Source organism: Mesorhizobium sp. M2E.F.Ca.ET.209.01.1.1, from assembly GCF_004010375.2.
Classification (GTDB): Bacteria; Pseudomonadota; Alphaproteobacteria; order Rhizobiales; family Rhizobiaceae; genus Mesorhizobium.
Map to the genome: position 1 here is coordinate 1 of NZ_SADP02001370.1, position 279 is coordinate 279.

General features: G+C 64.2%; 1 pseudogene. It reads left to right on the plus strand.

Going from position 1 to position 279, the window contains the following annotated elements:
• Nucleotides 1-279: pseudogene (locus EN852_RS40445) on the plus strand (ABC transporter permease); the annotation flags it as partial.

The following is a 279-nucleotide window of genomic DNA, read 5'->3' on the forward strand; positions in this document are numbered from 1 at the left end:
TCGTCGGCAATGGCAGCGTGCTCGGCATTCCGATGTCGGTCGTCATCTTTGGCGCCGTGGCGGCTCTGATGGGGCTCTTCCTGCGCAGGACGCGCTTCGGCCGGCTGGTCTATGCGACCGGCGACAATCCGAACGCGGCCCGCACCACCGGCCTGCCGACGCGCCCGATCATCGTCACGCAATATGTCATCAGCGCGCTGATCGCGTTTACCGCCGGCATCATCATGACCGGTCTCGTCACCGGCATCGACACGCGCCTCTACAATTCAAGCCTGATCT